The sequence below is a fragment of the Pseudomonas sp. GW823-FHT05G12 genome (genome assembly GCF_058795575.1).
Map to the genome: position 1 here is coordinate 4,505,851 of NZ_CM179501.1, position 19,362 is coordinate 4,525,212.

Annotated in this window: 15 protein-coding genes; 12 read left to right on the forward strand and 3 right to left on the reverse strand. The window is 57.1% G+C overall.

Features of this window, described 5'->3' with window-relative positions:
* The first annotated feature begins 18 nt into the window (after nt 1-18).
* Both AC3RCM_RS20620 and AC3RCM_RS20625 read left to right on the forward strand, forming a co-directional pair.
* Complete coding sequence (locus tag AC3RCM_RS20620; RefSeq protein ID WP_492629106.1) at nt 19-1,029, forward strand: galactosyltransferase-related protein; 1,011 nt, start codon at nt 19-21, stop codon at nt 1,027-1,029.
* Complete coding sequence (locus tag AC3RCM_RS20625; RefSeq protein ID WP_104962333.1) at nt 1,022-2,536, forward strand: stealth conserved region 3 domain-containing protein; 1,515 nt, start codon at nt 1,022-1,024, stop codon at nt 2,534-2,536. The genes AC3RCM_RS20620 and AC3RCM_RS20625 overlap by 8 nt, the downstream gene beginning before the upstream one ends.
* Before the next feature lie 52 nt (nt 2,537-2,588).
* Here AC3RCM_RS20625 and AC3RCM_RS20630 read toward each other — a convergent pair whose 3' ends face one another.
* A complete protein-coding gene (locus tag AC3RCM_RS20630) occupies nt 2,589-3,998 on the reverse strand; it encodes a glycosyltransferase family 2 protein (RefSeq protein WP_158682570.1) in 1,410 nt (469 codons plus the stop codon).
* A gap of 186 nt (nt 3,999-4,184) precedes the next feature.
* On the opposite strand from AC3RCM_RS20630, the gene galU reads away from it, so the two are divergent.
* The gene (galU, locus tag AC3RCM_RS20635; protein WP_104962335.1) at nt 4,185-5,024 is read left to right on the forward strand and encodes a UTP--glucose-1-phosphate uridylyltransferase GalU; all 840 of its coding nucleotides are present in this window, start codon (nt 4,185-4,187) and stop codon (nt 5,022-5,024) included.
* A 342-nt stretch (nt 5,025-5,366) separates the two neighbouring features.
* Here galU and AC3RCM_RS20640 read toward each other — a convergent pair whose 3' ends face one another.
* A complete protein-coding gene (locus AC3RCM_RS20640) occupies nt 5,367-6,299 on the reverse strand; it encodes a KpsF/GutQ family sugar-phosphate isomerase (protein ID WP_104962336.1) in 933 nt (310 codons plus the stop codon).
* A gap of 296 nt (nt 6,300-6,595) precedes the next feature.
* On the opposite strand from AC3RCM_RS20640, the gene AC3RCM_RS20645 reads away from it, so the two are divergent.
* The 9 genes from AC3RCM_RS20645 to AC3RCM_RS20685 all read left to right on the forward strand — a co-directional run bounded on the left by AC3RCM_RS20645 (nt 6,596) and on the right by AC3RCM_RS20685 (nt 17,991).
* On the forward strand, nt 6,596-7,636 hold the full coding sequence (locus AC3RCM_RS20645) for a phosphotransferase family protein (RefSeq protein WP_104962337.1): 1,041 nt from the start codon (nt 6,596-6,598) through the stop codon (nt 7,634-7,636).
* A 186-nt stretch (nt 7,637-7,822) separates the two neighbouring features.
* Nucleotides 7,823-9,844 carry a capsule polysaccharide biogenesis protein gene (locus AC3RCM_RS20650; protein WP_104962910.1) on the forward strand — a complete coding sequence of 674 codons (2,022 nt, stop codon included), beginning with the start codon at nt 7,823-7,825 and terminating at the stop codon, nt 9,842-9,844.
* Nucleotides 9,784-11,100, forward strand: a complete 1,317-nt coding sequence (locus tag AC3RCM_RS20655) for a capsule polysaccharide biogenesis protein (RefSeq protein WP_104962338.1) — start codon at nt 9,784-9,786, stop codon at nt 11,098-11,100. The genes AC3RCM_RS20650 and AC3RCM_RS20655 overlap by 61 nt, the downstream gene beginning before the upstream one ends.
* A complete protein-coding gene (locus AC3RCM_RS20660; protein ID WP_003252728.1) occupies nt 11,097-11,873 on the forward strand; it encodes an SDR family NAD(P)-dependent oxidoreductase in 777 nt (258 codons plus the stop codon). Before AC3RCM_RS20655 ends, AC3RCM_RS20660 begins: the two co-directional genes overlap by 4 nt.
* 7 nt (nt 11,874-11,880) lie before the next feature.
* Nucleotides 11,881-13,416, forward strand: a complete 1,536-nt coding sequence (locus AC3RCM_RS20665) for an LTA synthase family protein (protein ID WP_492629107.1) — start codon at nt 11,881-11,883, stop codon at nt 13,414-13,416.
* 4 nt (nt 13,417-13,420) lie between these two features.
* Complete coding sequence (locus tag AC3RCM_RS20670) at nt 13,421-13,987, forward strand: GNAT family N-acetyltransferase (protein ID WP_492629108.1); 567 nt, start codon at nt 13,421-13,423, stop codon at nt 13,985-13,987.
* Nucleotides 13,987-16,131 (forward strand): capsule polysaccharide biogenesis protein, encoded by a 2,145-nt coding sequence (locus tag AC3RCM_RS20675; RefSeq protein WP_492629109.1) that lies wholly within the window; start codon nt 13,987-13,989, stop codon nt 16,129-16,131. The genes AC3RCM_RS20670 and AC3RCM_RS20675 overlap by 1 nt, the downstream gene beginning before the upstream one ends.
* Before the next feature lie 3 nt (nt 16,132-16,134).
* A complete protein-coding gene (locus AC3RCM_RS20680) occupies nt 16,135-17,178 on the forward strand; it encodes a phytanoyl-CoA dioxygenase family protein (RefSeq protein ID WP_121162023.1) in 1,044 nt (347 codons plus the stop codon).
* A 357-nt stretch (nt 17,179-17,535) separates the two neighbouring features.
* Entirely contained in the window at nt 17,536-17,991 is a 456-nt protein-coding gene (locus AC3RCM_RS20685) for an REP-associated tyrosine transposase (RefSeq protein ID WP_492629110.1), read from the forward strand.
* Between the two features lie 9 nt (nt 17,992-18,000).
* On the opposite strand, the gene AC3RCM_RS20690 is transcribed toward AC3RCM_RS20685, so the two are convergent.
* Nucleotides 18,001-19,353, reverse strand: coding sequence for an aminotransferase class I/II-fold pyridoxal phosphate-dependent enzyme (locus AC3RCM_RS20690; RefSeq protein ID WP_064492476.1), 1,353 nt, complete (start codon nt 19,351-19,353; stop codon nt 18,001-18,003).
* Nucleotides 19,354-19,362: the final 9 nt, after the last annotated feature.

The following is a 19,362-nucleotide window of genomic DNA, read 5'->3' on the forward strand; positions in this document are numbered from 1 at the left end:
AAAGCAATGCATTTGCGTATGAATAAATCGCCGTTTGATGACTTGACTATCTTAGTACCACTGGATTTCTCCCAGAGGCCATTCGATATATTGTCTAAGGCCTACCATCTATGCAAAACTATCAATTCGATCGGCTGCAAAATAGTATTTGGCCATGCTGATCGTGGGACACTGATTGACAGATTCGCCTATAATACCCTTAGCTCCTTCTCAAAAACACATGTAGCAAGCAAGAAAACAGACAACCACGCCATCAACACCTCTTTACTTAGGAATATCGCCTTTGAACGCGTTCAAACTAAGTTCTTACTTATATTGGACGTTGATATATGGCCCGATCTTGAGCTATTCACTAAATACCTCGCGCTTCTCGCCAGCGAGAAATCACCTTTGTTCTTCATTCCGTGCGTATATCTTACAGCAAAAGGAACGAAAGACCTTAGAAAGAAAAAATTAAACCCTGCCGAACTAACAAAAAGATTTTTCAACTTTTCCCGTAAAGATTTCTTGCATATCGCTAGCCCCTCATCCATTACCTTTATGCATTCTGGAGACTTTCTACAAGTTGGCGGCTTCGATCAAAAATTTGAAGGTCACGGTTATGAAGATTTCGACTTTATGATTCGCTTGGCGCGCCACCACGAACTGATATCGCCAACGCCTTCATTTTTTTCTAATCAAACATCTCGCTCTCCGTTATTCGCCTCTGGGTTTCGGCGAGAGCTGGGCAGGTTATGCTTGCCCGCTTTATTAAATAAAGATTTTGCATATCACCTACATCACACAAAACCCAAAGTTTCTAAATATCACGACAGCCGAGCAAGCAACTTCGAGATCTTCAAAAGCAAGCATCAAGTACTATCTTCCAGTGGAGAAGAATCCGCCACACTTATTGAAGACTTTATCAAGTTATGCTCAAATAACGGCCAACTAATTTCACATTTTTCTGCATTGTTCGAAAATAAACCAGGACATGTAGACAGGTACGACACATTTAAACGCCGCTTAAGGTTTTTAATCAATGACTAATAAACCCGTACGCTACAAAAAACTTAAAAAACTAATTCGTGACCCTAACCTCTTCTTCTATGACATGTTTCGTAAGCGTGTATTCAAAGGTGCCCCACCGGCCGCGCTTCAGAAGACCGCTCAGACGTCACTGACTACCGCCAAAACCATTGACCTGATGGAGGTTAACCGCACTGGTTTACCAGCTTATATCCGCAAGCACTTAAACACTGGTCAAGGTGCTGAGGATGGTAGAGACCCGAATAGTATTGTAATTTGGAGTGGCTACATAACTGGACTTATTTCATTTCTGGCTGACCTTAAGGCTGCCGCGCCTACGGACATTACAATTTACACGCTAGGTGGAGGTGTTAACATTGTATCCCCGGCAGCTCAAAAACTCGACACAGCATCAACCTCCAAAGCGCTTAGTTCACGACCAAACTTTGTGGTCGAGATTTCAAGCCCTCAAGGACAATTGTGCGTTCTGCATTTTTACCCATATGACATTGGCCCGGACGGCGACGCTACCGTTCGCTCTAATCGTGCTTGGGTCAGGCGGTTTGCCGTTCAAGACTTTGACAGAATTTTTAATAAAGCTGCAGATGCTGAATGTGAGAAGATTGATGCGGTTTACACTTGGGTAAATCATGCAGATACTACGTGGCAGTCTCTTTGGAAAGAGTCATTCCCAGAGCAGCCGTTCGACCCCGACCGCTACACAAGCAATGATGAGCTACGGTACTCTCTGCGCTCACTCAACAAGTACGCCCCATGGCTGAATCGTATTCATATCGTCTCTAATTGTAGCAAACCCACTTGGCTAGTAGATGACTCAAGAATAAACTGGGTTACGCACGAAGCGATTTTCCCAGACAAAAGTGCTCTACCGACATTCAACTCGCATGCGATAGAAGCTTGCCTACACAGAATTCCAGGTTTGACAGAAAAATTCATCTATCTCAATGATGACTTCATACTTTCACAACCCTGCCTACCTGTAGACTTTTTTGATGAGACAGGCCGATCCGTCACTTACTTTGAGCCCTATGGCATGGTAAGCGGAATACCTACAGCAGAAGCACCGGACTATCTTATTGCAGCAAATAATGTTAGAGCACTTTTGGCTAAAGACTTCCCACATTACAATGCGAGAACCCTGCATCGACATGTGCCCTACTGCCTGAAAAAATCAGTTATGGCTGAAATCGAATCAAAGTACCCAAGCGCATTCACCAAGACTCGACTTTCCAAACTGAGAAGCGAACAAGATGTAAACATTACATCGTTTTTCTATCATCACTATGCGCAGCTAACAGGGCAAGCAGTCAAATCCGACGCATCCGGACTAATTGTCCGACCTAACAATATTAGCGCCATCATATCCAAGGATGCGTTTAAGTATAAATTCCTTTGCTTCAACGACGGTAACGGAAGCGCTGACGACACCAATTACAAAGAAATGACAAAAAAGTTCTTTGAGCTAAGATTGAGTCATCGCGCACCTTGGGAGCGCACAATAATTTAAGTAATTATTCCTGTCTTTCATGCGACCAGCCGAAACTGGTCGCATATTATGACTAGCACAACAAACCAGATATATACGGAGATTTTTTTCTATCAAATATCATTTTCTTGAAGTCATCATCCTCTTTCTCGAGCTCTCTTCTAAAAGCATCCTTGTCAGCACTAACTTCGTATACCGAAAGCAATGCAAAAAACCGCTTGAATTTCCTATTTCGAGGAAATTCAATCTTATTGCAGAACTCAAAAACCTGGCGACTAGTTCTTTGGCTCAATGCCAGCAAGGCTATTGAGAAAATGTGCTCTTCTGCGCTTGGCATAAATTTAGCTAACAAAGCTAAGCTATTCATAGCTTCAGGGTAGTCGCTCTCAGTGAAGCTCTGCGTTCTATCAGAGCCTACCAGTGACAAACTGAAACTTTTCGAGTAAGTCTTTCTCCACTTATTCTTATATGTGAAAATATGGACATCCTCTGAGATTCTTTTCGAGTTAATCGAGACCTCATCTCCAGTCTCACCGGAAAGCCTAAGAGCGACTGGCGTTGAACTTGAAATATTTTTTATCAAACCAAATAGCCATTCACTACTTACCGAGACTAATTCCACCTCAGCATTCCGCACACTTTCTTGCAAACCAGCAACCTTTGAGCGTAACTCTTGTATGATTGGCCTGACTTGCGCAGACAATGCACAACCTTGGAGATTTTCAGTATGGAGAGCGCTGTACTTTTCATACTCTTCAATATTTTTCAACTCCAATTTCGCCCTATCTGCTTTAGGTTGCGCCCTACGCCTCAGCCACTCCTCCTTGGATTTTGTGTAGTAATGATGAATCCTGGCTTTGCCGGCTACTGGTGACTTTAACTTGATAGGCATCCGCTGATCCCACTCAGCCGTTCTCAATGCATTATCAAGGTAAATACCACCTAGCAGGTCACATATATGAGTCCGCATATTGTAAGTATTCTTACTCGCGAACAGTGTTTTCACCGTCCTAGCCACTTTTGCATCACATTTTGTGAAGCGCTCTATTACCAATTCATTGGTTTCCGTGAGCTGACCACCGGACCCAAATATTAGCCATGGGAAAGCAATAGCCCCTACATTAGGGCTTACATGCTCTGCCTCGGCAATTAGAGACTGCACACTGCCATCGTCAATAACCAAAAACTCATCAAGATCGCATATCAACACATAATCGTAATCTTGTGCATAACACTCTAAAAAGTGTCCATATGCATCACGCTGGGGCGGAATACCTTCTTTACGCGGCCAGTGAACTCGAGTTAATTCTTTTACTGCATGCAATGACGCCAAGAGTTCTGAAGTACCATCATCGCTGACATTGTCATATATGAAGACCCCCTCAAACCCAAGTGACTTATAGAAAGCCACCCACTCCTCAATATAGTTGCGTTCATTTCGGCAAATCGCACAAACCGCCACCCTATATTTCAAGTCCGACATCATCCCTCTCAATCATATATCTATACAGCTTAATAAATTAAACGCCCTGAATCCCGTACAGGAAAAAATCAGATCGACGCTCACAACTTCCAGCGAGCTACAGAATAGCAATTCTCAGTTGCCCATCAAAGTACATTTGTGTATTATTTTCCATGCTTCCACGCTTTCATTTTGATAAGGAATTTCATGATTCGCAAATGTTTGTTCCCTGCAGCTGGCTACGGTACTCGCTTCCTGCCTGCAACCAAAGCCATGCCTAAGGAAATGCTGCCGGTGGTCAACAAGCCATTGATCCAGTATGGCGTCGAAGAGGCATTGGATGCCGGCCTGAATGAGATCTCAATCGTCACCGGTCGCGGCAAGCGCGCCCTGGAAGACCACTTCGACATCAGCTACGAGCTGGAGAACCAGATCAAGGGCACCGACAAGGAAAAATACCTGGTCGGTATCCGTCGTTTGCTAGACGAGTGCTCGTTCTCCTACACCCGCCAGACCGAGATGAAAGGCCTCGGCCACGCTATCCTCACCGGCCGCCCGCTGATCGGTGAAGAGCCATTCGCCGTGGTATTGGCAGATGACCTGTGCGTCAACCCGGAAGGTGACGGCGTACTGACTCAGATGGTTAAGCTTTACAAGCAATTCCGCTGCTCGATTGTCGCCATCCAAGAAGTCGACCCGCAGGAAACCAACAAATACGGCGTAATCGCTGGCGACATGATCCGTGACGACATTTTCCGCGTCACCAACATGGTCGAGAAGCCAAAGCCTGAAGACGCCCCGTCGAACCTGGCGATCATTGGCCGCTACATCTTGACCCCGGATATCTTCGACATCATCGCCAATACCCAGCCGGGCAAAGGCGGTGAAATCCAGATCACCGACGCGCTTATGCAACAGGCGCAGAAAGGCTGCGTGATCGCCTACAAATTCAAGGGCAAGCGTTTCGACTGCGGTGGCGCCGAAGGCTACATCGACGCGACAAATTTCTGTTTTGCAAATTTTTACAAAGCAGGTAAAGCGTCGTAAGAAAAAGCCACCTTTAGGTGGCTTTTTTAGACAAAGCACTACTCATAGTGCATACCTTTACATAGATGAAAGTACCAACCAAAACCAGAGAAGGTCAACGCAACGAACAAAATACCCAGTAATATTAGCAAGGTCATTATCGTTAGTCCTGCATTGCTGAAAAAGCAATCTAGGCCATATATAACCGCGCCAATATTTCATTTTTATTAAAACCTCTAGCCGTTCGTCAGCATATTCTTACTAAGAGCTTTTTCTTCCATCCAAAAACTGTAATAATTTTCTGGTAAAAATAACAAGACCTTCTACTTGATGGCTATGCGCGCTCAAACCATCAACACCAGATCAATCAAAGATCTCTACTACACCAACAAGCACACCACTTTCGTTTGTAACCGCCAGAGCCCTAATTTTATTGTCAAGCATGTAAGATTCAGCCACCGAAAGCTGCGCATCTTGTTGTATCGTATGAGGGTTGCCTGTCATAAACTCACTCACGACGGAGTGAATAGTTCTTTCATCCGCCAGCAATGCACGACGGAGATCCCCATCAGTGACGATGCCGACCAGCTTATCGCCATCCATCACAATGGTAAGGCCCAATCGGCTTTGAGTCATGACAAGCAGACAGTCATGGAAACTTGTAGTTGGTGTTACGACCGGCGCTGGTGAATGCATAACATCGCAGACGCGGGTCAATAGCTTTCTACCCAAGCTGCCACCGGGGTGATAACGAGCAAAATCCATTGGCTTGAAGCGGATCGCTTCAATCAATGCGACAGCCAAGGCGTCTCCCATGGCCATAGTCGCCAAAGTCGATGTTGTCGGTGCCAGATTATTCGGACAAACCTCGCGCTCCACCGAAATATCCAACCAAATGTCGGCGTGCTTTGCCAATGTCGATTTGCCATTTCCCGTCATGGCGATGATTTTGTTCCCAAACGACTTCAGGCTCGGGATCAGCTTAATCAACTCTTCCGTTTCGCCGCTGTAGCTGATGAGAATCAGGACATCGATCGGCTTAAGCATTCCCAGATCGCCATGGAAAGCCTCGGCAGGGTGCAGGAAAAAGCTTGGCGTACCCGTGGAGGCGAAGGTGGCAACCATCTTTTGTCCTATCAGGCCAGATTTGCCCATTCCGCAGACTACGGTACGGCCTTGGCAACCGAGAATGAGTTCAACGGCGCTTTGGAATTCCCCATCCAAGCGGTCTGCCAATTGGGTTACGGCCTGCGCCTGTGCAATGAGAGCTTCTTTAGCGATGCTGAGGTGGTTCATTTTCGTCTCTGAGATTGCAGATAGTACGGCGTACCGAATGGTAAGGTTTTTGGCATGTTAAGCAAAGCGCCAAGGGCAGAAGCTGGATCAAACCTCCCCCATGAGCCGTTAAAAATGAAGCGCGGAAGGATCGTCGCCGCCCACCCAACCCAAGGGATACAACCCTGCGTGCCTCCGTATGCGCCTTGAAAATCAACATCTTGTTGTAATTTTTCGTTGTGTCTTGGCCCTACATGACGCAGCATGGTCGTCTTTAGAGCTATAGATTGACGAAGGGCTGCTGCTGATTGGATGTCATGAATACCCCTTCTCACCCGCCTGCACTGGGCAAGACGCTCTACCGCTGGCACCATGCCCCCCTGGCAAACCACTTGCACGCACTGATGCCCCAGTGGAGGGGGCTGGCGCTGGACATCAGTAGCCAGGACTTGGCCTCGAATGCCTCGTTTGTTAACTACGTGCGCCACCACCGCCTGATTGACCCATGTACCGGGCAACCCGTCGAGTTAGTAGAAAAATCGATTCGTAAGATTGCGTTCCTTGGCAGTCAGGAGGCGCGACTGCATCGCGCGGAGGGAATGCTGACAGGTAGCACACATTTTAGATACCCGTCATGCCTGGGGGTAATCGAAACGCCCTGGGAGAGTTTGATTTTCACCGAGTTTGTACGCGGCAAGCCACCGCGTATGCACGCGATAGCGCGTCAACTGGCACTGGGCATTACTGAACTGGAAGACCTTAGCCATAGCTGGATAAGGGATCAATCGCTGAGCAAGGCACCATTGCTATGGAGCATGGATTTCTTCCGGCCATGGTTCCTCTTAAGGCCTCGATTCAATTTTTTGCGATGTTTGCCTGGGCTAGTTGCACTTGGGCGTGAGGATGCGCTATTTGCTGGATTGGCCGAGCGTTTCGATAAGTTCAAGCCATTAATACGTAAGCTGGCCGTTGCGGCGCAGCGCAGTCCACATTGCATCTGCCACATGGACTACCTACGCAAAAACCTCTTCGTCACCAATGGACAGTTGCATCTGATTGACTGGAGCGAGGTCAAGATAGGGCGCATTGGCTTCGACGGCGGCGCCTATTTGGGAAGCCTGTTCCGACGAAAGGAAATGGCGCTTTTCCTGTCAGCGCAGAAGGAGTTCAGCGAAGCTTACCGCAGCGCGCTACCAGAGAAATTCAATCCTGATGAAGCTGCTCGGAACCAGCAGTATGTGTTCCTTTTGACAGCGCTTTACCACTGCCTGCGCCCCGAAACCATCCAAGAGTACCGTGAGCGAGATCGCATGCCTCTGCTGCTGGAGAAGTACAAGTACCTCCTCAGCCTGCTGTGAATAGATGTCACTTTGATGTCATCCTCTGAGATCTACCCGGATCCATTGCGTTTCACCGGGAAAAAAACGCAATAAAACCATCCAACAATCCTGAATCTGTATTAAGATTCGCCGCTTCAAATCGCCCACTGGATACTTGGCCTTCTGCCCATTGCGACCTTGGTAACGGAACCCCGCTACACGTTTATGGATGACGTTTTGCCTCGCCAACGCCTGTTGATCCTGTCCAAAGGGGCTCAGCAGATCAGAACTTTGCCTGCGCTGCTGCCCGATTTCGAGCTGCAGAACGGCGTCGTGGCTGACGTTTCGGAAGCGGATTGGGTAATGGCATGGGGCCGCAAACCAAGCGCGCACTTGGCCATGGCCGCTGCGCGCAAAGCCGGAAAGCCGGTGCTGACCATCGAAGATGGGTTCCTGCGTTCTGTAGGCCTAGGTGCCGATGAGCCGCCACTGTCTCTGATTGTCGATGATGTCGGTGTCTACTACGACGCCCGCCAACCTTCTCGGCTGGAGCAGTTGATCGCTGAGCCCCTCACTCACGAGCAGCAAGCACGAGCGATGGCGCTCAAAGCGCTCTGGCAAGAGCAGCGGGTGTCGAAATACAACGATTCGCGTATTGAAGTGCCCGCCCTTCCAGCGAACTGCGTACTAGTGGCAGACCAAACGTTCGGCGACGCATCGTTGCAAGGTGCGACAGCTGACGATTTCGTGGCGATGCTCAATGAAGCTTTGGCTCGTTACCCAGCCAGCACAATTCTCCTCAAGGTCCACCCTGACGTGGTTGCGGGGCGTAAGTCGGGGCACTTCGATCTGGCTGCAGTAGCAAAGCTCCCGCGGGTGATGGTTCTAACTCAGAACGTTCATCCTGCTGAGCTTTTGCCGCGCATGCGCGCGGTATACGTAATGACTTCGCAGCTAGGCTTCGACGCATTGCTGTGGGGGGTACAGGTACATACCTGGGGCATGCCATTTTATGCCGGATGGGGGCTGACGGATGATCGTCTGCCCGCCCCTTCTCGCCGCTCGCCGATTAGTCTTGCCCAACTGATCCACGCGAGCTTGGTGCGCTACCCACGCTACATCTGTCCTGAACGGGGCGAGCCGAGTACCCCGGAATCTTTGATCAAATGGTTAGGCCTGCAACGCTACCATCGCAGCTTGATGCCAGCATCGATGCAAGTATGCGGTTTCAGCCGCTGGAAAGAGCCATTAGCCAAACTGTTCTTCAACGGCAGTGCGATACGCTTCGTCAAACCCAAGAAGCGTGTGTCTGCGTCGATGCCCGTCATTACTTGGGGCTGCAAACTCGATTTTGAGCTGCTCGGCCACCCCCAAAAGATCCACCGCGTTGAAGACGGTTTTTTGCGCTCTGTCGGCCTAGGCGCTGGTAAAGCTCGGCCACTGTCGTGGGTGATCGATGATATTGGCATTTATTACGACGCCACACGCCCGTCGCGCTTGGAACAAATGCTCGCCAACAATACGTTTGACACCCAGTTATTGATGCGCGCACAAGAGCTGCGCCTGGCGATCTGCAACGCGGGGCTGACCAAATACAACCTGCCGGGCAAGTCCTGGCAACGGCCAACAGATGCGCACAAGGTAATTCTCGTCACCGGGCAAGTCGAGGGTGATGCCTCGATTCGCTTCGGTGGCACAAGCATTCTCAGCAACCTGCAGTTGCTGCGTGCAGTACGCGAACGTAATCCACAGGCCTGGGTGCTGTACAAGCCGCATCCAGAAGTACTGGCAGGTACACGTGCAAGCGGCAGCGACGAAGCGCAAACGGTGCACTGGTGCGACGAAGTCATCGGCGACACTCCCCTGCATCAACTGTTGGCGGTGGTCGATGAGGTGCATGTGCTCACTTCGCAGTCGGGCTTCGAGGCACTGCTTCGTGGAGTGCCGGTTACCACCTATGGCCAGCCATTCTATGCCGGCTGGGGACTGACGATGGACAACGAGCTGGATGCTCAAGTGCGAAGTCGACGCTGTCGAACGTTAACGCTGGATGAACTGGTGGCGGCGACGCTCCTGCTTTATCCCACCTACGTCAGCCGAATCACCAATCGTTTCACCACTGCAGAACAGACCCTTTACGAACTACAACACTGGCATGCATTACCGCAGCCCGGAGCAACTTCCAGATGGCAGGATTTGAAACGACGGTTGAGCAGTTTGCTGGGCAGGAAGCGCCCGGCAGCCTGATTCTCGAGCCGACGCGTCGTCCGCTGCTGGGGATTCCGCGTAATAGCTTTCTGTTTCTACAAGGCGTGAGCTCACCCTTTTTCAATCGTTTGGCCAAAGGCCTTCGTTCGATTGATCAGCGGGTGCACAGCATAAGCTTCAACGTAGGTGACGTGCTCTATGGTTCCGGTTCACGGCAGCGCTGTGGCCAGCAAACAGCTGATTTAGAGGCCTACTATGCGAAGACTTTTGGTGAGCTGAACATCACCGACCTTGTCCTGTTCGGCGACTGCCGCCCGGTACACCGCACGGCGATAAGGCTTGCCCGCCTGCAAGGCATTCGCGTGCACGTCTTCGAGGAAGGCTACTTCCGCCCTTACTGGATCACTCTGGAGCGCGACGGCGTCAACAACAACTCGCGCTTGCCACGGGACCCGGAGTGGTACCGCGATGTGGGCAAATACATCCCGCGCTACCAAAACGGCAACTCGTTCAAACTGTCGTTCACCGCGCGCGCAGCACATGATGTGATGTATCACACCGGGGGCGCCCTTAACGCCCTTTTCTACCCGAACTACCGAACCCATGCCCCTTTCAACGCCGCAGTGGAATACGCAGGCTTCATTCGCCAAGGCCTGCGCCTGCTCCGCGCCCGCAGCCGCGACGACGCTCTGGTCGCCGATGTCGCCCGTGAGCGCCAGCCCACCTTCCTGCTGCCGCTGCAGTTGGACAGCGACGCGCAGATCCGCGATCACTCGCCGTTCGACAACATGACTCAGGTCATCGAGCACGTGATCGACTCGTTCTCGCTGCACGCCCCGTTCAATGCCCGCCTGCTGGTCAAGAACCATCCGCTGACGCCTGGCCTGGTCAACTACCGGCGCGTCACCGAGGCGCTGGCCCGCGAATACGATGTAGCCGACCGGGTCGAGTTCATGGAAAGCGGGCATATGCCAACCTTGCTCTCGCACATCAATGGCATGATTACCGTCAACAGCACCGCCGGCGCTTCGGCGCTGCTGCACGGGCGCCCGACCATCACCCTGGCCGACCCTATCTACGCCATGCCCGGCCTTACCCACCAAGGCAGCCTGGCTGATTTCTGGCACACACCGGACATGCCGGACATCAAGCTCTTCCATCGCTTCCGCAACACGGTCATCCACACCACCCAGGTCAACGGCGGCTTCTACACCGCCTGCGGCATGGACATGGCCGTGGCCAACTGCCTGGAAGTGCTGATGGCGAAAACCTCAAGAATCGAAAAATACCTATGAGTTCGCATGCCTCACCCCGCTGCATCCTCATCACCGGCGCCACAGGCGGTATCGGTGGCGCGCTGGCGCCTGCCTACGCCGCCCCGGGGGTGACGCTGATCCTGCAAGGCCGGCGCCAGGACCGCCTGGCCGAAATGGCCGAACAATGCCGCGCCCTGGGTGCCCAGGTGCTGCTGGAAGCCCTCGACGTGCGCGACCTGGACGCCCTGCGGGCCATGGTGCGCCGGGTAAGCGAGCAGCATCAGCCCGACCTGGTGCTGGTCGGCGCAGGGCTTAACACCGCCGTGGGCGCCAATGGCGAAGCGGAAGACTGGGACGACAGCCGCGCCCTGATGGAAGTGAACGTGATGGCCGCCCTGGCCACCGTCGAGGCCGCCCTGCCCGCCATGCGCAGCCGTGGCGACGGGCAGATCGCCCTGTTCAGCTCGCTGGCGGGCTGGCGTGGCTTGCCGGTCACTCCGACCTACAGCGCCAGCAAGGCCGCTATCCGTGTGTATGGCGAGGCCATCCGCGACTGGCTGGCGCCGGAAGGGGTGAAAGTGAATGTGATTGTGCCGGGGTATGTGGAGTCGAAGATGTGCTTCGAAATGCCCGGGCCTAAACCTTTTCTGTGGACCGCCGACAAAGCGGCCAGGCGTATCAAGCGCGGGCTGGCGGCGAACCAGGCGCGTATTAGCTTTCCGTTCCCGCTCAACCTGGGCACCTGGCTGCTGGGGCTTATCCCGCAGTGGCTTTCTTCGATGATCCTGCGTGGGTTGAAGTACAGTGATTGATGTTTCCATGTTGCCGGTCGCTTTGATCGGCCTGGGCTTGACCGTCGCGGTCGAGCGCCTGCTGGTTCCCCGCCCTGCCCTGCGTCGCCCGGCCGATTGCTGGCTGCTGCACGCGGGGCTGTGGTGTGTGGCCTTCGGGCTGTTGTATGCACTGACGGCGCGGCCGTTGTTCAGTGGCGTGAATGTGTTGCTGCTGTGGCTGCTGATCGTGCTGGTCAGCAACGCCAAGTATCACTCGCTGCGCGAGCCGTTTGTGTGTGCAGATTTCGAGTATTTCAGCGATGCAGTGAAGTTCCCGCGGTTGTACTTGCCGTTCTTTGGCTTTGGCAAGGCCGCGCTGCTGGCGGTGGGCTTTCTGGTTTACCTGTGGGCGGGGTTGAGCTTCGAGGTGGCGGGCGCGCGGCTTGAGGCGTTGCTGCCGTTGGCGCTGGGCCTGGGCTTGCTGCGCCTGGGGCATCGGGCTGTGAAGCCGAGCTTTGATGCCGAGCAGGATGTGCGTGGCTGGGGGTTGGCGGCCAGCTTGTGGCGGTACTTCTGGGCGGCGCGGGCGCCGGTGGACCGGGACGGGCTGGGCTCGCCGTTTGCGGGTGGGGCTATGCCGGCCTCTTCGCAGCCGCCAGTGGCCCAGGCCGGGGCGCTGCCGGACTTGGTCTCGGTGCAGAGCGAGTCGTTCTTCGATGTGCGTGGGCTGTGGCCTGGCGTACGCCCGCAAGTGCTCGAACAGTACGACCTGCTGGCCAGCCAGGCGCTGGCCCGGGGCAAACTGCAGGTGGCGGCCTGGGGCGCCAATACGGTGCGGACCGAGTTCGCCTACCTTACCGGCATCCCTGCCGACCGGCTGGGCGTGCACCGCTTCAACCCCTACCGGGTGCTGGCCCGCCAAGGCCTGCCCAGTATCGCCTCCAGGCTCAAGGCGCAGGGGTACCGGACCATTTGCATCCACCCGTACGATGGTGGTTTCTATGGCCGCAACAAGGTGTTGCCGGCATTGGGCTTTGATGAATTCATCGATGTGAAGGCGTTCAACGCTTCGCAAAAGGCCGGGCCGTTCATTGGTGATTGCGCCGTAGCAGACAAAATCCGCGCGCTGCTGCAGGCGCCAGGCCGCACCCAGCCGCTGTTCATCCATGCGGTCACCATGGAAAACCATGGCCCGTTGCACCTGGAAAGCGTAGCCGCGCACGAGCTGCCCACCTGGTTCGACCGCCCGCTGCAACCGGGCATGAAAGACCTGGCGCCCTACCTGCGGCACATCGGCAATGCCGACCGCATGCTGGGCATGCTGCGCGAAACCTTGCTGGCCCAGCCGAACGAGGCGCTGCTGTGCTTCTTTGGCGACCACGTGCCGATCCTGCCCGAGGTGTACCAGGCTGTTGGTGCGCCCGCGGGTGATACCGACTACCTGGTGTGGTCCAACCGCCGCCAGCCTGGCTGCGGGGCCAGGCCAATGCCGGTGCAGCAGCTTTCCAGCACATTGCTGGGCCATGCCTTGGCGCCGGCAACCCGCCAGGACACGCCCATGGCCAGTGCCGGGGTAGCCTGACAACGTGGTGCGTATCGTTTTGGGATCGGACCTGTCGCCGGAGCGTGCCGCAGACCCTGCCTTGGCCCGCTTGCTGACCGAGGGGCGGGGGTCGCTGGCGTTTCTGATTGGCAATACGGCCTGCCGCTATCGCCTGCTGGGCGCGGCTATCCACTGGGACCGTGTGCTGCTGGCCTTCGACGGCGAGCAGGCACTGGGCTTTGCCGCGCTCAAGCATGGCCGGCGCGGGCCGTTTGCCTTGCACTGGCGGCCGTTCGTTGGTGAGTTCGGCGTGTTGAGTGGCTGGGTGCGGTTTATCGGGTTCTGCCTGAGCGAACTGCGCGAATGGCGCTACCCGTTCTTGCTGTACGGGCTGCGGGTCAGCAAGGCCGCACGCCAGCAAGGCGTGGGCTCGGCGCTGGTGCAGGCGTGCTGCGCGCACGCCGCCGCCCAGGGCTTTACCCAGGTAGAGCTGGAGGTGCCGCTGAGCAATCATCGGGCGCAGCACCTGTACCTGCATAATGGCTTTGCCCTGCGCCGCAAGCGCTGGGTGCCGTTCCCGCCGGTGCGCAACATGTGGCGGGCCGTGTAATGCACAACACACCGCCCTTTGCACCCCACTCGCCCGAAGGTTACTCGCCACCCGATGCCTTGGTAGACGGCAGCGGCTGGGTCGGCATCATGTCGCAATGGGTGGCCTGGAAGGTCCTGCACCTGCCGCAGTTCCTCGGCCCGGAAGGCCCGCCCTTCTGGCTGTGGCGCCGTGGCCGCAAGGCGCCCAAGGGGCTCAAGGCCATTGCCGGTATCGGCTACAAGCAATCGTCGGCCCATGCCCGGGTGCTGTGCCAGCGCTGGGCGCTGCCCTACATTGCGCTGGAAGACGGCTTTTTGCGCTCGTCCTCGCTTGGCATCGAGGGCGATACGCCGATGTCCATGGTGGTCGACCCGGTGGGCATCCACTACCTGGCCGACCGCCCTTCGCTGCTGGAAAACATCCTGCAGCAACCCGAGGCGCTCAGCGCATATGAACTGAATTGCGCCCGCGAACTGATTGCCTTGATGCGCAGCAGCGGCATCGGCAAGTACAACAACGCCCAGGACCTGCCCGACGACGACCCGCTGGGCCGCGAGCGGCCGCTGGTGCTGGTGGTGGACCAGACTGCCGGGGATTATTCGATCCCGGGCGGCGGGCTATGCGAAGCCGATTACGTGCGAATGCTGGATGAGGCCCTGGCAGAAAACCCGGATGCCGACGTGCGCGTGCGCATTCACCCGGACTGCCTGGGCGGGCAAAAGCCCAGTTGCCTGCTGGATGCCGCGCGGGCCCGTAGGGTAACGCTGGAGGCGCGGCCGGTAGCCTGGGCGTCACTGGCCCGGCGTGCCCGGCGGGTGTACGTGGGTACCAGCCAGGCTGGGCTGGAGGCGTTGATCCAGGGCGTGCCGGTCACCTGCTTCGGGCTGCCGTTCTACGCGGGCTGGGGGCTGACCGATGACCGCATGGCCATTGCTCGCCGGCAGGCAAGGCCAGACCTTGTGCAACTGGTGGCGGCGGCCTATGTGCGCTACTGCCGTTATGTCGACCCATTGAGCGGCCAATTGACCGATGCCTTGACCGTTGCCCGCCAGCTGGCCAGCAAGAAAGCCCGCGATGCTGCGTTTGCCGGCCCCACCACGGTACTGGGCGTGAAGCGGCACAAGCAGCACAACATCCGGCGCTTTTTCGCAAGCCGTTGGGGGCAGTTGCGCTTCAGCGTGGACAGCCCGCAACTGATAAGCCAGGTAGCGGCCGAACAGGGCCGGCTGCTGGTATGGGCTGCGCGCGAGCCGGCCGGCCTGGCCGAACGTGCGCGCCAGGCGGGGGTGCCTCTGTGGCGGGTCGAGGATGGTTTCTTGCGCTCCACGGGGTTGGGGGCTACCAACAGCCCGGCGCTGTCACTGGTGCTGGACCGGGGTGGCATTCATTACGATGCGCAGTCTGCCAGCGACCTGGAACAACTGTTGCAGCATGGTGAATTCGACGCCCCATGCCTGGCCGAAGCGGCGCGCTTGCGGGCGCAGATCGTTGCCAGCGGCACCAGCAAGTTCAACCTGCGCAGCAATGTGCGCCCGGCCTTGCTGGGGCAGCCGGGGCAGCTGCGGGTACTGGTGGTGGGCCAGGTCGAGGATGACGCCTCGGCGCTGTGCAGCGGTGGCGGTGCCGGGTGCAACCTGCGGCTGCTGCAACAGGTGCGCGCGCGGTTGCCGGATGCCTGGATTCTGTACAAGCCGCACCCGGACGTGGAAGCCGGCAAGCGCCGCGGGCACATTGCCCCGGCACAGCTGGTGGGGCTGGCCGATCAGGTACTGGCGGGTGTGGACATCGCCAGCCTGTATGGCCAGGTCGATGCACTGCATACGCTCAGTTCCACCGCCGGTTTCGAAGCCTTGCTGCGCGGGCTGCCGGTGGTCACCTATGGCACGCCGTTCTATGCCGGCTGGGGCCTGACCGAGGACCATCAGCCCTTGCCCCGCCGCACCCGGCGTTTAACCCTGGACCAGTTGGTAGCCGGCGCCTTGTTGCGCTATGCGCGCTATGCCGACGTCCAGCAAGACCTGCCCTGCGATGCCTGGCACGCCCTCGCCTGCCTCAGCGCGCCCCACCCGGCGCCGGTGGCCTATCGGCGAGTGGCGCCGTTGCTCAACTATACCCGGACCATGCTCGGCTGTGGCCGGCCATTGGCCCCATCAAAGGACTAGATCATGCCTGTTTCGATCAAGGACATCGGCCGTTACGCGGCACTCCCCTGGCATTGCCTGCAGTTGGCTACCCATGCCAAGTCGTTCGAGAACAACCCGGTGCTGGGCAGCGCCCGGCTCAATGCCCTGGGCCTGCATGTGCAGCGTCGTCAGTTGGCGATGGCCATGGCAGGTTACCGTCGCAATGCGCTGGCCTCGCGGCTGGATGCCGGTGAGCGCGCGCATTTTGAGCAGAACGGTTTTTTTATTCGTGAAAACGCCCTGCCTGCCGAGCAGTTTGCGGCCTTGCGCGCCGAGCTGGGTGCATTGCGCAGCACTGGATGGGAAATGCGCCAGGGCCGCGCGGTTACCCGCCGGGTCAGCCTTGACCAGGACGTGCTGGCGCAAAACCCGGCCAGTGCGGCGTTTGTGGCGGACCGTGGGGTGCGCGACCTGATTGCCTATGCGTCGTCCAATACCGGTGGCATTACCTACCAGTTGCAGTCGATCGTGATCGACGCCGCCAATGCCGACCAGGACCCGCAGACCCGCCTGCATGCCGACACCTTCCACCCCACGGCGAAGGCGTGGTTGTTTCTGGACGATGTGGCGGATGACCAAGGGCCGTTCAGTTATGTGCCGGGGTCGCACCGCCTGACGCCGGAGCGTTTGGCCTGGGAGTATCGTCAAAGCCTGGGGGCCGCGCGCTCCAGCGAGCAGATGCACCGTGAAGGTTCGTTCCGCATCGACGAGCCCGAGCTGGCGGCCCTCGGTCTGCCGCCGCCCCGTCGCTTTGCGGTGCCAGCCAACACCCTGGTGGTGGCGGACACGTCTGGTTTCCATGCCCGCTGTGCGAGCCATCAGGCCAGCCACCGCGTCGAGATTTATGCCAGCCTGCGGCGTAACCCGTTCATTCCATGGCGCGGGGCGCACCTGTTTGCATTGCCATGGATTGCCAACCACCACATGCGTTGGGATATCCGGTTGAAGCGGTTGATGGGGTTTGGCAAGAAGAGCCATTGGCGGTTTGTGGAGCAGTTGAATGCGTATGAGGCACCGCATATCTGACCCACGCCCAGTCCCCGGCCCGGTGGCTGGACGCAGGCCGTCGTAGGAGCGGGTTTACCCGCGAAAGGGCCGGGCCTGCTGGCCAATATCCCTGGCCGTTCACCGTTGCTGCCGCCACCGTATTCGCGGGTGAACCCGCTCCTACACCTGATCGGGGGTGGGCACAGATCGGTGGTTGGGCGCAGACCGTCGTGTAGGAGCGGGTTCACCCGCGAAAGGGCCGGGCCTGCTGGCCAATATCCCTGGCCAATCACCGCCCCCCTGGTCGGTGGGCACATTCTGCAATGGTTGAATCGCTGCTGGCGCCAGGAGGGCGTCTACGCTGGCTCGAACTATCGAAGCCTCAAGGATGACCCCATGCACTACGCCCACGCCCACCATCTGCGCCGCCACCGGGTTTCACACCCCGGCAGGCTGTACATGCTGACAACCGTCACCCACCAGCGTCGCCCGCTGTTTCACAACTTCAACCTGGCCAGGCTGGTGGTCAATCACCTGCGCCAGGCAGACCGGGAAAACAGCTGCGTCACGCTGGCCTGGGTGGTCATGCCCGACCATGTGCATTGGCTGATAGAGCTGAAACAAGTGACACTGGCCACGTTGATGCGCCGCTTCAAATCAAGGTCCAGCCATGCCTTGCACAAGGCCGGCGTAACAACCAACCCCATCTGGCAGCCGGGCTACTGCGATCGCGCCATGCGCAAGGATGATGACCTGCTCAACGCCGCTCGCTACATCATTGCCAACCCGGTCAGGGCCGGCCTGGCACCCAATGTCGGCGAATACCCACACTGGGATGCCATCTGGCTGTAGGCGTGCCCCTCACCCCAGCCGCGCCATCTCCTCCGCCACCACCGCCACGGTATGCCTGATCTGCTCTTCCGTATGCTCGCAAGACACAAAAAACCGCACCCGCGCCGAATGCTCCGGCACCGCGGGGTACAGGATCGGCTGGGCATTGATGCCACGCTCGAACAGGGCGCTGGACAAGCGGCCAGCCTTGAACGAACTGCCGGTAATCACCGGGATCACCGCCAACCCGGTACTGGTCGCCGTGTCCAACCCAGCTTCACGCGCCAGGCGCAGGAACAGCTCCCCTCGCGCCTGCAGTTGCGCAACCCGCTCGCTGTCAGCAGCCAGCAGCTTCAACGCTGCCAACGCAGAGGCCGTGACCGCCGGCGGCATGCCAACACTGTACAAGAAGCCCGGCGCCAGAAACTTCAGGTGCTCGATCAGTGCCGTGCGGCCCGCAATGTACCCGCCGCAACTGGCCAGGGTCTTGCTCAAGGTCCCCATCCAGATGTCGACGTCATCGCCAGCCAACCCATAGTGCTCGCGAATACCTTTGCCCGTCGCACCCATCACCCCCAGCGAATGAGCTTCATCCACCATGAGGAAAACCTTGTGCTTATGCTTGAGCTCGACGAACCGGGGTAGCTCGGGGTAGTCGCCGTCCATGCTGTAGATGCCTTCCACCACCACCAGCACCCGCTCGAAGTGCTGGCGTTGCTCGCCCAGCAGGCGGTCCAGCGCCTGCCAGTCGTTGTGGGCAAAACTCAGACGGCGGGCACCGGACAGCTGGATACCCTGCAGCACGCTGTTGTGAATCAGCTCGTCATGCACCACCAGGTCGCGTGGCCCGAACAGGTAGCCGATGGTGGTGACGTTGGTGGCATGGCCGCTGACCATCACCACCGCATCGTCCACCTCGTACAGGCGCGCCAGTTCGCGCTCCAGCTCGCGGTGCAGCGGGCGGTCGCCAGACACCGGGCGGCTGGCCGACACCGAGGTGCCGTAGCGGTCGATCGCCGCCTTGGCCGCTTCGGCCACGGTCGGGTGGCCGGAGTAGCCCAGGTAGTTGTAACTGGCAAAGTTGAGAAACTCGCGCTCGCCAATCTGCGTCTGGGCACCGGCGGTGCCCTGGTGCATACGGAAGAACGGGTTGCTCACGCCCAACTGCATGGCGCTTTGCTGGAGTACCCGCAGTTGCTGGTACCCCGGGTGCAGATCAAAGCGATAGTGCGCTTCGGGCACCTTCAGGGCAGCCTGCTGTACCTGCTCCAGGGTGGCGCCCTGCTCGCCCTCGGCAGCCACATGGCGGCGCCGGGCGAGGGCTTGCTGGATCAGGCGTTGCTTGGCATCGCCACCAAGGCCGGTCGGGGTTCTGGCTGTCATCTGGCACTC